The sequence below is a fragment of the Mesorhizobium sp. P2_F7 genome (assembly GCF_056403695.1).
The window spans coordinates 23489-36129 of sequence record NZ_JBFUFA010000017.1 but is presented as its reverse complement, the minus strand read 5'-3'; the positions used below and the strand labels follow the sequence as shown (position 1 = coordinate 36129).

Annotated in this window: 11 protein-coding genes; 4 read left to right on the top strand and 7 right to left on the bottom strand. The window is 63.7% G+C overall.

The window, feature by feature from the left end; all coding sequences use genetic code 11:
• Positions 1-1215 (bottom strand): glycosyltransferase family protein, encoded by a 1215-nt coding sequence (locus AC1DZ8_RS31005; RefSeq protein ID WP_477402198.1) that lies wholly within the window; start codon positions 1213-1215, stop codon positions 1-3.
• Positions 1216-1753: 538 nt separating this feature from the next.
• Here AC1DZ8_RS31005 and AC1DZ8_RS31000 point away from each other — a divergent pair.
• On the top strand, positions 1754-2554 hold the full coding sequence (locus AC1DZ8_RS31000; RefSeq protein WP_477309327.1) for an NYN domain-containing protein: 801 nt from the start codon (positions 1754-1756) through the stop codon (positions 2552-2554).
• A gap of 281 nt (positions 2555-2835) precedes the next feature.
• Positions 2836-4116 carry a M15 family metallopeptidase gene (locus tag AC1DZ8_RS30995; RefSeq protein ID WP_477309328.1) on the top strand — a complete coding sequence of 427 codons (1281 nt, stop codon included), beginning with the start codon at positions 2836-2838 and terminating at the stop codon, positions 4114-4116.
• 37 nt (positions 4117-4153) lie between these two features.
• Here the strand turns inward: AC1DZ8_RS30995 and AC1DZ8_RS30990 are convergent, their stop codons facing one another.
• Entirely contained in the window at positions 4154-4594 is a 441-nt protein-coding gene (locus AC1DZ8_RS30990) for an Lrp/AsnC family transcriptional regulator (RefSeq protein ID WP_477309329.1), read from the bottom strand.
• Between the two features lie 133 nt (positions 4595-4727).
• Between AC1DZ8_RS30990 and rocF the strand changes: the two genes are divergently transcribed.
• Complete coding sequence (rocF, locus tag AC1DZ8_RS30985) at positions 4728-5663, top strand: arginase (RefSeq protein ID WP_477309330.1); 936 nt, start codon at positions 4728-4730, stop codon at positions 5661-5663.
• The gene (locus AC1DZ8_RS30980) at positions 5660-6718 is read left to right on the top strand and encodes an ornithine cyclodeaminase (RefSeq protein WP_477309331.1); all 1059 of its coding nucleotides are present in this window, start codon (positions 5660-5662) and stop codon (positions 6716-6718) included. Before rocF ends, AC1DZ8_RS30980 begins: the two co-directional genes overlap by 4 nt.
• A gap of 300 nt (positions 6719-7018) precedes the next feature.
• Here AC1DZ8_RS30980 and AC1DZ8_RS30975 read toward each other — a convergent pair whose 3' ends face one another.
• The 5 genes from AC1DZ8_RS30975 to AC1DZ8_RS30955 form a co-directional block, all read right to left on the bottom strand.
• The gene (locus tag AC1DZ8_RS30975) at positions 7019-8020 is read right to left on the bottom strand and encodes a LacI family DNA-binding transcriptional regulator (RefSeq protein ID WP_477402195.1); all 1002 of its coding nucleotides are present in this window, start codon (positions 8018-8020) and stop codon (positions 7019-7021) included.
• 11 nt (positions 8021-8031) lie between these two features.
• Positions 8032-9048, bottom strand: coding sequence for an ABC transporter permease (locus tag AC1DZ8_RS30970; protein ID WP_477287882.1), 1017 nt, complete (start codon positions 9046-9048; stop codon positions 8032-8034).
• Entirely contained in the window at positions 9045-10544 is a 1500-nt protein-coding gene (locus tag AC1DZ8_RS30965) for a sugar ABC transporter ATP-binding protein (protein WP_477402193.1), read from the bottom strand. Before AC1DZ8_RS30965 ends, AC1DZ8_RS30970 begins: the two co-directional genes overlap by 4 nt.
• Before the next feature lie 200 nt (positions 10545-10744).
• A complete protein-coding gene (locus AC1DZ8_RS30960; protein ID WP_477287975.1) occupies positions 10745-11653 on the bottom strand; it encodes a substrate-binding domain-containing protein in 909 nt (302 codons plus the stop codon).
• A 226-nt stretch (positions 11654-11879) separates the two neighbouring features.
• On the bottom strand, positions 11880-12620 hold the full coding sequence (locus tag AC1DZ8_RS30955; RefSeq protein ID WP_477310565.1) for a cation efflux transmembrane domain-containing protein: 741 nt from the start codon (positions 12618-12620) through the stop codon (positions 11880-11882).
• Positions 12621-12641 lie beyond the last annotated feature (21 nt).

The window sequence follows — 12641 nt, the reverse complement described above, 5'->3', positions numbered from 1 at the left end:
TCAGTTCATGCCTTCGATGACCGAAAGGTAATGGCCGGCCCGCCGGTCGAGCAGTTCCGCGACGATTTCGGAAATATGAGGCAGTCCTTCCAGCGTCAGATGCGGATTGCTCTGCGAGGGGCGAGGCCGGTCCGACAGCACCTTCAGTGCGTCGGCAAACCGTTGGGAATCCTCGGCTTCTTCCGGCAAAAGCATCTCGATAAGGCCGAGTTCGGCTGCGCGCCGGGCGCGGATCAGCTGTTCCTCGCGCGGCGTGACGCGCGGCACGATCAGCGCCGGCTTGTCGAAGGACAATATCTCGCAATAGGTGTTGTAGCCGCCCATCGCCACCACCGCCTTGGCGCCGGCAATCAGCTCTTCCATGCGGTTGTCGAACTCGATGATCTTGATATAGGGGATCCTGGCCCCCTTCCTGACCAGCTTGTTGCGCTTGCGCGCCGGCATGTAGGGCCCAAGCACAATCAGCGCCCTGTGCTGCAATCGCGGGTCCTGCTGATAGGCTTCGATGACGTTGTGGATCAGGTCGGCGCCGTCACCGCCGCCACCGGTGGTGACCAGAATATAGTCGCCCTCGGGCCGATGGCCGGGCAACTCGTTCTGCTGCAGGCTCCGTTGCAGGAAGCCGACGAACTTCATCTTTGCCCTGACCGCAGGCGGCACATCCAGGCCTGTCAACGGGTCGTAGAAATCCGGCGGGCCATAGACCCAGACCTTGTCGTAGAACAGGCCGATCTTGCGCATCACATCCCTGCGCGCCCATTCCGCTTCGAGCAGATGCGGCGCATCCATCACCTCGCGCAGGCCAAGCACGAGCGTGGTTCCCCGCGTCTTGAGGTAGGACAGCGTGTCCTCGATCTCACCGCGCAGGCCGAGCGGTTCCTTGTCGACGATGAAGATATCCGGCCGGAAGCTCTCGGCGGTGTGGCGGATGATCGACTGCCGCATCCTGAGCGTCTCGTGCAGATCGATATCCTTTTCCAGCGAGGTGTATTCGCCGTTGCGCAGCTTGATGACGCTGGGGATCTTCACGAAGTCGACACGGGCGCGGTAGTCGAAGGCGCCGGCGATGGTAGCACCCGAAATGATAAGCACCTGCAGTCCGCGGAAATCCCCCACCAGCGAATGCGCGATCGTTCGGCACCGCTGCAGGTGGCCGAGCCCGAACGTGTCGTGGCTGTACATAAGAATTCGGGCGTCTTTTGCGTGCTGTGTCATGTTGAGCGTCTTTTAGAATTCTCGCCGGACCGTCGGCAACCCCGCAAGCTTCAAAATCATCCGCGGATCTGCCGGCCTGTTTTGAGGCATGAGGGGGTACGCAACGGCGTTCTTCACCTGGAAACGAATGCCAAGGGGCGCTGATGTGACGCCATGCCTTGTCTTCGTCGACGACATACGGCTCGAGCACAAATCTCTGTCATGAGGCTTGACCCCGTGGAATTACCGGCCTGCGGCCTGAGGCAGGCAGAGCGCATATTGCGAAAAGTTGAGGGCGACAAGGGGAAACGAGGTTGCCGCACATTGTGAGGAGAACCCCGCACCTTGGGAAAATGCTTCATAATCCATTGGAACGCAACGACCGCCAGAGGCCGCACGTTGCGGCCTTTTATCCTGCCATCAGCTTAGGCCGGTGGCAAGCGCCCGGTCCCTGCGCCTGTCTATGGCTGAGTTTGAGGCAATTCCCTTAGGGGAAGCGCGTGCTTTTCCCGCAATTCCGTCAGGTCGACGCCGGCGGGTGGATACGGTAGTTTGCGGAATGACGAGCGATCCACTTGCGCTTTTGATCGACGGCGACAACGCCTCCCCGAAGATCATTTCGGGGCTTCTCGCGGAGATCGCCAACTATGGCACAGCAAGCGTCAAGCGAATCTACGGTGACTGGACGAAGCCAAACCTCAATGGCTGGAAGGAGTGCCTGCTTAAGCATTCCATTCAACCTGTACAGCAGTTCGCCTACACGACGGGCAAGAATGCGACCGACGGTGCGATGATCATCGACGCGATGGACCTGCTCTACACCGGGCGGTTTTCCGGCTTCTGCATCGTCTCGAGCGACAGCGATTTCGCAAGGCTCGCGTCACGCATCCGCGAACAGGGCATTACCGTTTACGGGTTCGGCGAACGCAAGACGCCTCGACCGTTCATCACTGCCTGCGACAAGTTCATATATTTCGATGTGCTCGGCGGCGCGGCAGCAGAGCCGCAGGCAACCCTAGTCACCCCAAAGAAGGCCGTAGCAAAGCCAGCGAAGGCTGCCACCGTACCCGTCAAAATCGAATCGGAACAAAGTCGTCCAGCGCGCGGTGGAGCAGCGAGCGGCAAGCTGGACGAGGCCGCTCTCGGCATGCTCCAAAAGGCAGTGGAGGCGTCGGCGGGTGAGGACGGCCGCGCAAACCTCGCCCGCGTGGGCGCTCATCTGTCAAAACAGTCTCCAGACTTCGACGCCAGAAACTACGGCTTTGCGCGATTAGGCGATCTAGCGCTCGCTTCTGGTATTCTCGACGTAGAGCGTGTCGGTGACCAGAAGGTCTTCGTAGTCCGACTGAAGCCAAGCTGACCCAGCGGGGACAGGGATCGGACGTTTCGCGGCTGATTGCGCGCCATCCCGACCGATTCCGGGGCCTGGCAAGCCACATAGGAACTCACTGTTCCCCGAATTCCGCCAGGTCGACGCTAGCGGGCGGATACGATACTATCCCATCAGATGTTTGCGACTGCTTGACCGGGGGGTGCAGTGGATACGTCTTCTTTCAAGCGCTGGATGATAAGACTGGAAGCCCGCGATCCCGCGGCCTTTCAGTCTGCCTCGCGCCATGTCTTCAAGGGGGAGGATTTGCCGTGACCGCCAATGTCGATCGGATTTCCAAAGACGGCGTCGAGGCGATCGTTGCGGCGATCACGGCGCGGGTCACGGACCGTGAGGCGCTGATCTGGCTGTGGCCGCGGCTCGAAGAGCAGCTGACGTCCTATGACGGCCATCTGCAGACGACATTGTTTCCCGGATTTGAGGCGCCGGCCGTGACGGCGCTGCCGCAGGCGCTCAACCGGCGCGAACTCTCCGCCACGCTGAGGCTGGCGCTGCTGACGGCGCTGGACCGGATCAACCCGCTCGAGGCCGCCGGGTCCACAAGTGCTGCCGACATACTGGCGGAATGGAACAAGCTTTCGGCCTTCGTCAGAAACAACATCAGCGATGGCTTTTCCGGATTTCAGAACATTCGTACCCGGCTCTATACCCAGTTCGGCGCGCCCAGCAATCCGGCCAAGGCGATCGACCGCGTCAACGCCTATTACAGCCAGCTCTCGGGCGCCGGCTTCCCCAAGGCGAGCTTCAAGTCGCCGGTGCACCCCGCACTCAAGACCAGGTTGGCCAAAACCGTCACGCTGCTTACCGCCAAGAACGCGCTGGCAGCACTGGACCCGATCAAGAGTGTCGGCGGCTTCAACATAAGGCCCAATGTCAACTCGCCCACCCAGCTCAGCAATCATTCCTTCGGCTGGGCGGTGGACATCGATCCGGCGATCAACCCCAACGTCAAGAAGACAGTCTTGCCGCTGACCATCATCGCCGCCTTCACCGGCGTCGACCTCTACGGTGCCGAGAGCGCCACGCTGCGCGCCGGCGGGCCTTATGACACGCTGCTGCCGGCCGCTATTGTGCTGTCGAAGGCCAACGCCGCTGTCGTTGCCGCATTCGCCAATGCCGATGGCCTCAAGGCCGCCATGGGCAACGCCATAACACGGCTGGCCGGCGTGACATTGCCGGCGGCGAAGCTCGCCAATGCCCATGCGCTGGCAACCGCCGTGCCAGCCAAGCAAACCGATCTCGCCACGCTCCTGCAAGGTGCCGGCGCCACGCCGGCCAAGGCCAAGTCGACCGCGAAGCTGCTGGCCGATGCCGCCGACCTCTCCCGCCGGGCCGCCAAGGTCGGAGCGCCCAAGATCATCGGCACCGACGCCTCGGTGACACGCTTCGGCTTCTTCAACCTGGCGCCGGAAGTCGCCGCCGGCCTCGCCGCCAGCGACGGCGGCAGCCTGCGCTGGCTGGGCGCGTCTACTGGCACCAAGGACTACATGCACTTCGAGCTTGCCGCCGCCGATCAGCCGAAGCTGTTCTGATAGGCTGGACCCGCTTCGCGGGAATACGCCGGCCTGACTACGCCAGCCGCGCCCTTGTCGTCCTCGGCGTCGCCAGCAGCAGGCTGGTCTCGCTGCCGGTTATGCCGGAGATGAGCCGGATGCGGCGCAGCACGGCGTCGAAATCGGTGAGCGAGGCCGTGCCGAGCTCGACCACCAGGTCCCAGCGGCCATTGGTGGTGTGAATGGTCGAGACCTCGGCGAGACCGCCGAGCGCCCGCACCACACGATCGGCGGCATGGCCCTCGATCTCGATCATCATCACGCCGCGTATCCGCTGGTCGACTGCGTCGGCGCGCAGCACCACGGTGTAGCCGATGATCTCACCCGTCTTTTCCAGCCGCTCCATGCGCGCCCTGACCGTGGCGCGCGACACCCCGAGATCGACCGCGAGATCGGAGATGCTGCGCCGGGCATCGTGCCTGAGCAGTGTGACCAGCCTTTCGTCGAGCGCGTCCATGATTTTATCCACTTTGATCAAAGTGAGTTATCGCAATGATAAATCAATCTTCTCGAAATGCCAATTTCGTCTGTTCAAACTGCCGGGCCGGAGTGGTTCATTCCGCGCATCAATCGTGAGGACTTAAAGAATCATGCGCTGCAGGATCGTTGGCGCGCCGGTGCAGGACGGCGCGGGCAGAATGGGATGCGAGATGGGGCCGAGCGCGCTGCGCACGGCAGGGCTTGTCTCGGTGCTGTCGGAACTCGGCCATGAGGTCGAGGACTGGGGTGCGGTGCAGCCGGCTGCGGTGCGCGCCATCGTCCACGGCAATTTGGCGCTGAAGGCGCTGCCGGAGATTTCCGCCTGGACGGCAGCGATCGCCGAGACCGCCTATGCGGCGTCGAAGGACGCCATGCCGGTCTTTCTCGGCGGCGACCATTCGATCTCCGCCGGCACCGTGTCCGGCGTTGCGCGCCGCGCGGCTGAACGCGGTCGGCCGCTCTTTGTGCTGTGGCTCGACGCGCATCCGGATTTCCACACGCTCGACACCACCGCAAGCGGCAATCTGCATGGCGTGCCGCTCGCCTATGCCAGCGGCCGGTCGGGCTTCGAAGGCTATTTCCCCGATTTGGACGTCGCGGTCGATCCCCGCCGCATATGTGCCATGGGCCTGCGCAGCGTCGATCCGGCCGAGCGCCGCGCGCTGAACGAAGCAGGAGTGACCGTGCACGACATGCGCTCCATCGACGAGCATGGCATAGCCTCGCTGCTGCGCGCCTTTTTGGCTAACGTGGAGAAGGAGAACGGCCTGCTGCATGTCAGCCTCGACGTCGACTTCCTCGACCCCTCGATCGCGCCCGCCGTCGGCACCACCGTGCCCGGCGGCGCCACCTTCCGCGAGGCGCATCTGGTGATGGAGATGCTGTCCGACAGCGGCCTTGTCTCCAGCCTCGACCTGGTCGAGCTCAACCCGTTCCTCGACGAGCGCGGCCGCACCGCCACGCTGATGGTCGACCTCGCCGCCAGCCTGATGGGCCGCCGCATCATGGACCGCCCGACGCGCAGCCATTCCGGGAGCATTGCATGACCCAGCCTTCCCGCCTTGCCATCGTTCCCTTCGTCAGCGTCGACCGCATGATGAAGCTGGTGCTGACCATCGGCGTCGAGCGGTTTCTCACCGAGCTCGCCGCCTATATCGAGGAGGATTTTCGCCGCTGGGAGCTGTTCGACAAGACGCCGCGCATCGCCTCGCACAGCCATGACGGCGTGATCGAGCTGATGCCGACCAGCGACGGCAAGATGTACGGCTTCAAATATGTCAACGGCCATCCGAAAAACATGCGCGAGGGCCGCCAGACCGTCACAGCCTTCGGCGTGCTCGCCGATGTCGGCTCCGGCTATCCGATGCTGCTCACCGAAATGACGATCCTGACGGCGCTGCGCACCGCGGCGACCTCGGCCGTCGCCGCCAAATACCTGGCGCCCAAGGGTTCGCGCTCGATGGCCATCATCGGCAACGGCGCCCAGTCCGAATTCCAGGCCGTCGCCTTCAAGGCGCTGCTCGGCGTCGACCGGCTGCGGCTCTACGACATCGACCGCTCCGCTTCGGAAAAATGCGCCCGCAACCTCGCCGGCAAGGGTTTTGACATCACCATTTGCACGACCGGTCAGGATGCGGTGGAGGGCGCCGACATCATCACCACGGTGACCGCCGACAAGCAGTACGCCACCATCCTCACCGACAACATGGTCGGCTCCGGCGTTCATATCAACGCGGTCGGCGGCGACTGCCCCGGCAAGACCGAGCTGCATCGCGATATCCTTTTGCGCTCCGACATCTTCGTCGAGTTTCCGCCGCAGACGCGCATCGAAGGCGAGATCCAGCAGCTCGACGCCGACCATCCGGTGACCGAGCTGTGGCAGGTGATGACCGGCCAGGCCGAGGGTCGTACGTCAGCCAAGCAGATCACGCTGTTCGATTCCGTCGGCTTCGCCACGGAAGATTTCTCAGCACTGCGCTATGTCCGCGACCAGCTCCAGGCCACCGGCCTCTATGAAGAGCTCGACCTGCTCGCCGATCCCGACGAGCCGCGCGACCTGTTCGGCATGCTGCTGAGGGCAGGTTTGGAAACGGCGGCTTGAGCTTTTCCTTCTCCCCCTGAAACGCCATGCACACATCTTCTGTGATTGGTGTGACTGATCGGCCGAAGGCTTGATTGCTAGGTGGTTCCCCCAATCCGTCGCTGCTTTGCAGCGCCACCTTTCCCCCCTCCGGAGGGAAAGGAAGGGAGCCTTGCTGGACGAGCGTTGACGGCAAAAAGCTTGGCGCCTTTCCTCTACCCCGTCGATCGGGGGAGAGGTGTCTCGGCGAAGCCGAGACGGAGTGGGGGTCGACCAGCGCTACATTAAAGGGGCGGCGCCGGCGTCGGTGATTGTCAGCACCTACCCGCGCAATGGTGCGCAGCTTTCTCGTTCGACCAGCACCGGCGTGAGCACTTCCCGGCGCGAATGCGCCGCCGGCTCGGCGACGCGGGCGAGCAGCAGGCTCACGGCCCTTGTGCCGATCTTCTCGACCGGCTGCGCGATCGTCGTCAGCGGCGGCCAGGTGGTGACGGCATAGGGTATGTCGTCGAAGCCRATCATCGACATGTCGTCGGGAACCCGCAATCCGCGTGCCMGCAGCACCGTCAGCGCACCCATGGCCATCAGATCGTTGCAGGCAAACAGCGCCGTGATACCGGGCGCCTGCGCCATCAGCCGTTCCATCGCCGTGCGGCCGCCGGCGAAGTGATAGTCGGAATCGACGACGGCATTCGCCGGCAGGTCGAGGCCGGCTTCCTGCAGCGCCCTGGCGAAGCCGCGCAGGCGGGCCGGGCTTGAGCCGGAATCGCGCGGGCCGCCGATGACGCCGATCTTCTCGTGGCCGAGCCCGACCAGATAGCGGCCGGCGAGATAGCCGCCATGATCGTGATCGACCAGCACGGAATCGACATTGACCGAATGGATCTCGCGGTCGAGCAGCACCGCCGGCACGCCGGGCAGCACACTGGCGAACACCCGCGCATGGTCGGATGAGCCGGCGAAGATCAGCCCGTCGATCTGCTTGGCCATCAGCACCTGGAGGTAGCGCTCCTCCTTCTCGGCGCTGCCGTCGGAGTTGCACAGGATCACCGTATAGCCGGCGAGGAAGCCGGCATCCTCGATCTGGCGCGCCACGCTGGCGAAGAACGGGTTGGAATTGTCCGGCAGGAGCAGGCCGATGGTCTTGGTCTCGCCGCGCCTCAGGCTGCGCGCCAGCGTGTTGGGGCTGTAGCGCAGGGCGGCGATGGCCGAACGCACGCGCTCGGCCGTCTCCGGCTCGACATGGCGCGTCCGGTTCATCACATGCGAGACGGTTGCGACCGACACTCCGGCATGGCGCGCGACATCGGCAATCGTCGTCATCGTCTGTCCCCTTAACGGATGACCCTCAGCAACCGCTCCCTGTAGGCGTCTAGGATGACAGCGAGCACAATGACAAGGCCTATCACGATCGGCTTGAAATTGTCGCCGACGCCGAGCAGCTGCAGCCCGGTCGACAGCACCTGCAAAATGCAGGCGCCGACCAGCGTGCCGATGATCGAGCCCTTGCCGCCGCTGAGGCTGGTGCCGCCGATGATGACGGCGGCAATCGCGTTGAGCTCGTAGCCGACGCCGGCGATCGGGCTGCCGATGTTGAGGCGCAACAGATAGACCATCGCGGCGATGCCGGCGGTCAGGCCGCTGATGGTGAAGGCGGCGACCTTGTAGAAATCCGGATTGTGGCCGGAGAGCCGCACCGCCTCGTCATTGGTGCCGACGGCGAAGATCATGCGGCCGAAGACGGTGAAGCGCAGCACGAACCAGCCGGCGGCGATCACCAGCACGGCGATCAGGAAGATCGATGGCAGGAAGCCGCCGATGATGAGGTTGCCGAAATCGACGAAGCTCTGCGGCAGGCCGGTGATGGTCGAATTGTCGCTGACCACGCGGGCCGCGCCCGCCGCCATGTTGAGCATGCCGAGCGTGACAATGAAGGACGGTATCTTCCAGCGTGTCGAAATCCAGCCATTGAGGAAGCCGCAGACCGCACCCGTGGCCATGCAGGCCAGCAGCGCCAGCAGGATCGCCACCCCCGGCGACAGGCTTTCATCGATCATGACGGTGGCGCCGACCACCGTGCACAGCGCCAGCACCGATCCCACAGAAAGGTCGATGCCGCCGGTGAGGATGACGAAGGTCATGCCGGCGGCCAGCACCGTGTTGATGGCGATCTGCACGAAGATCTTCAGCGCGTTGCCTGATGTGGCGAAATACGGCGCCGTCGCCGAGAAGAACACCGTGATCAGCACCAGCGCCAGAAGCACGCCGGCATCGCGCACCAGAAAGCGGATGAATTTCGCCCGGCCCGGCGAAACGGGCGCCGAAATAGTCACTTGCGACGTCTCGCTCATGGTCGCACATACTCCTGATAGGCGAGCGACAGGATGTGCTCCTGGTCGAACGCGGCGCGCGGCACGTCGCCGACAATCTTGTTTTTGGAAAAGACGATGATGCGGTGGCACATGCCCATCAGCTCGGGCAGGTCGGACGACACCATGATGATGCCCTTTTTCGCCGCCGCGAGCATCCACAGCAGCTGGTAGATCTCCCGCCGCGCGCCGATGTCGACTCCACGCGTCGGCTCGTCGAGGATCAGCGTCGAGGTGCCCCGGAACAGCCACTTCGCCAGCACCACCTTTTGCTGGTTGCCGCCCGAGAGATTGCGCACCGCCTGCTCGATCGAGCTTGCCTTGACGCGCAGCTGGCCGACGAGATCGTTGGCGGCGGCAGCCTCGGCCCGACGGTTGATGAGCCCGTTGCGCGAGACTTTGCCCAGATCGGTGATGGTGATGTTCTTGTCGACCGCCATGTCGAGCAGCAGGCCCTGGCCCTTGCGGTCTTCGGTGAGCAGGCTCAAGCCGTGCCGCACGGCATCCTTGGGCGCCGCGATCGCCACCGGCTTGCCGTCGATCTCGACCACGCCGTCGAGTTTCGGATCGGCGCCGAACAGCGCCCGCATGGCTTCGGTGCGGCCGCTGCCGACCAGCCCGGCGACGCCGAGGATTTCGCCATGGCGGACGGCGAAGGAAATCGGCGGCGTCTCGGTGCTGCGTTTGAGATTGGCGACGCTGAGCGCAACCGTGCCCGGCACGATGGAAGCGTCGAAACCGTACTCGTCGGCAATGTCGCGGCCGATCATCATGCGCACCAGGTCTGGCACGGCGAGGCCTTTGAGGTCGCGGGTCTCAACCAGCCTGCCATTGCGCAGCACCGTCACCCGGTCGCCGATCTCGAACACCTCGTGCAGCCGGTGCGAGATGTAGATGATGGTGACGCCCTTGGCCTTCAGCTTTTTGATGATGGCAAACAGCCGCTCGATCTCCGGCGGCGTCAGCGTCGCCGTCGGTTCGTCGAGGACAAGCAGTTTTGAATCATTGCTCAGCGCCTTGGCGATCTCGACCAGCTGCATCTGCGCCACGCCGAGCGCCTCGACGCGGGTGCGCGGGTCGATGTCGAGGCCGACCTCTTTCAGCAGCGCCACGGCGCGGCTGTTGAGCGCCTTGCCGTCGACGATGCCGAAGGCGCGGCGCGGCAGCTTCTCCAGCATCAGATTCTCGGCGATGCTGAGATAGGGCAGAAGGTTGAGTTCCTGATGCACGATGCGGATACCGCTGAGCTGCGCATCGTGCGGCGTCTTCGGCCGGTAGGGCTGGCCGTTGAAGGCGATCGAACCGGTGTCCGGCTGGTAGATGCTGGCCAAGAGCTTGATCAGCGTCGATTTGCCGGCGCCGTTCTCGCCCAGGATGATGTGGGTTTCGCCGCGCGCGATCGACAGCGACACGTCGCTGAGCGCGACGGCGCCGGGAAAAATCTTTCCGACCCCTTCAAGGGAGAGAATCGCATCCATGGGCGGCGGAATCCTAAACTGCGCTCTCAAGCAATTCCAGGAAAAGTGCGCAGCGGTTTTCGGTCTGGAATTGCGTAAAAACAAATAGTTAGAGCCCGCGATAGCGGCGCGGGCGCGTCGTCACCGCCGCCGACAGTTTGCCGGCGGCGGTGATGAGACAAGCGGAAACGCCGGAGGGAGTACCGGCGCTACCGCTCGCCTCAGCCGGTGATCAGCTTGATGTCGGTCTTGACCCAGCCGGAGAATTTCTCGCCGGCCATTTCGCGCAGGCCGTAGTCGATGCCCATGGCGGCCATCTGCGCGCCATACTGCTCGACGGTGGCGAGCATCTTGCCTGCCTTGAGCAACGGGCCGACGGCCGGGATGTTGTCGAAGCCGACGACCTTGATCTGGCCCGACTTGCCGGCCGCGTCGAGCGCCTTGACGACACCGAGCGCCATCGAATCATTGGCCGCCATCACACCCTGTATGTCCTGGTACTGGGTGAGGAAGTTGGTCATCAGCGTGTTGGCTTCCTCGGTCTCCCAATGCGCCGTCTTGGAATCGAGCAGCTCGAGGCCGTTCTCCTTGACCGCATCGTCGAAGCCGAGCTTGCGCTCCTTGGCGTTGTCGGCTTCCGGATTGCCTTCCAGGATGACCACCTTGCCGCCCTTGCCGAGCGCCTTGCCCAGCGCATCGCCGGCAAGCTTGGCGCCGCCGCGATTGTCCGGGCCGAAGAAGGCAAGGTCGATGCCGGCCTTCTTCTTGGCTTCGGTGTCGAGCGCGACGTCGATATTGATGACCTTGATGCCGGCCTGCAGCGCCTTGGAGATCGGCGTCACCATGGCTTTCGAATCGGCCGGCGCGACGACGATGATGTTGTAGTTCTGGGTGATGAAGTTCTCGATGGCGTCGACCTGCGCGGCGAAGTCGCGCTCGTCCTTCATGCCGACGGCGGCGAAGTCGAACTTGTCCTTGTTCTTGGCCGCATACTCCTCGGCGCCGGCCTGCATCTGCTTGAAGAACTCGTTGGCGAGCGACTTCATGACCAGCCCGACCTTCGGCTTGTCGGCGGCAAAGACCGGCCCAAGCGGCAGCGCGAGTGCGCCCGCGGCCATGGCGCCGGTCATCAGGAACTGGCGGCGCGAGAACGGGCCGAGCCCGTCCGTATTTGTTTTCTTGCTCATGATTTCCTCCTCTGTGATCCCTGGTAATCGGTTACGTAACCGATTACGTCACAGGTTAGTGCTTGGCTTTGCCAAGTGTCAATATCCCACGAGCGCGTGCCGGCCATAGCTCGGCAGGGCGAATGTGATCTGCAAGCGGGAGCATTTGCTTCCGCCACATTGCGGATAGCTATTCGGCAGGCACTGCCTCCCGGCCGGATGCGCCTTCGCGATAGTCGGCCCAGGCCCGCCGCAGGATTTGTACCGACGACGTCAGGAAGAGACCCGCCATCAGCGCGGCAACGGCCAGGTCGGGCCACGCGCTCGACGTCCCCCAGACCCCAAAAGCAGCAGCCATCACCACCAGATTGCCGATGGCATCGTTGCGCGAGCAAAGCCAGACCGAACGGACATTTGCGTCGCCATCCCTGTAGGGCATCAAGAGACCGACGGAAGCGAGATTGGCGACGAGCGCCAAAAACCCGATGATGCCCATGACCTGGGCGCTGGGCAGGCCGAGGACGAGCGTGTGGTAAAGCGTCGAGCCGAAGACCCAGACGGCCATCAGGCAGAGCGACAGGCCCTTGAACAGCGCGGCCGCCGCGCGGGCCTTGAGACTGGCGCCGATGACGGCAAGGCTCAGCCCGTAGGTGACGGTGTCGGCAAGGAAATCCAGCGCATCGGCCTTCAATGCCTGAGAGCCGGCAAGCGAGCCGGCGACCATTTCCGTCAGGAACAAGGCGCCATTGACGGCGATGACCGTCCACAGCACGCGCTTGTAGCGCGGGTCCATGCCGTCGAAGACCGGCACGCCGCCCGAACAGCATGCGGCCTTCACTTCCTTTGCATGGTTGTGGGGCGATGCCGGCAGGACCAATGGCGGCGGTCCGGCGCACCTTTCGGTTTCGTGATTGCAACAGGCTTCAGACATCGGTGACTCCTTGATGGAAAC